Source organism: Tropicibacter alexandrii, from assembly GCF_003667315.2.
Lineage (GTDB): Bacteria > Pseudomonadota > Alphaproteobacteria > Rhodobacterales > Rhodobacteraceae > Tropicibacter > Tropicibacter alexandrii.
Map to the genome: position 1 here is coordinate 1 of NZ_RCTZ02000066.1, position 506 is coordinate 506.

Below are 506 nucleotides of genomic sequence, written 5' to 3' on the forward strand. Positions count from 1 at the left end.
CCGTCCATGAGCGTTGCGAGCTTGGGCAGCTTTGGGCGCATCTGGTCCGCGACCTGGCGCCATTGGGCCTTTGCCGCCGCGTGGTCGGGCTGGGCAAAGGCGGTGGCGATGAAGGCTGACACCACCCGACGGCTGCTCTTGCCGGCATGGGCCAAGGCATTGCGCTGGAAGTGAACCCGGCAACGCTGCCAGCTGGTCGACAGCACGCGGGCCGTGGCCGCCTTGATGCCCTCATGAGCGTCAGAGATGACCAGCTTCACGCCTGACAGGCCGCGCCGAACGAGATCGCGAAGGAAGTCAGTCCAGAAGGGTTCAGCTTCCGAGGCACCGATCGCCATGCCCAGAACCTCGCGTCGGCCATCCATGTTGACGCATACGGCAATCGTAACCGCGACACTGACGATGCGCCCGCCCTGGCGCACCTTCAGGTAGGTGGCATCGATCCACAGATAGGGCCATTCGCCCTCGATGGGCCGGGTCAGGAAGGCATCGACGCGCTCGTCGAT

General features: G+C 65.2%; 1 protein-coding gene. It reads right to left on the bottom strand.

Annotated elements, in window-relative coordinates:
- Positions 1-506 (bottom strand): IS256 family transposase (locus D8Z78_RS24380; protein ID WP_206169737.1); only part of this gene is annotated, 506 nt, incomplete at both ends.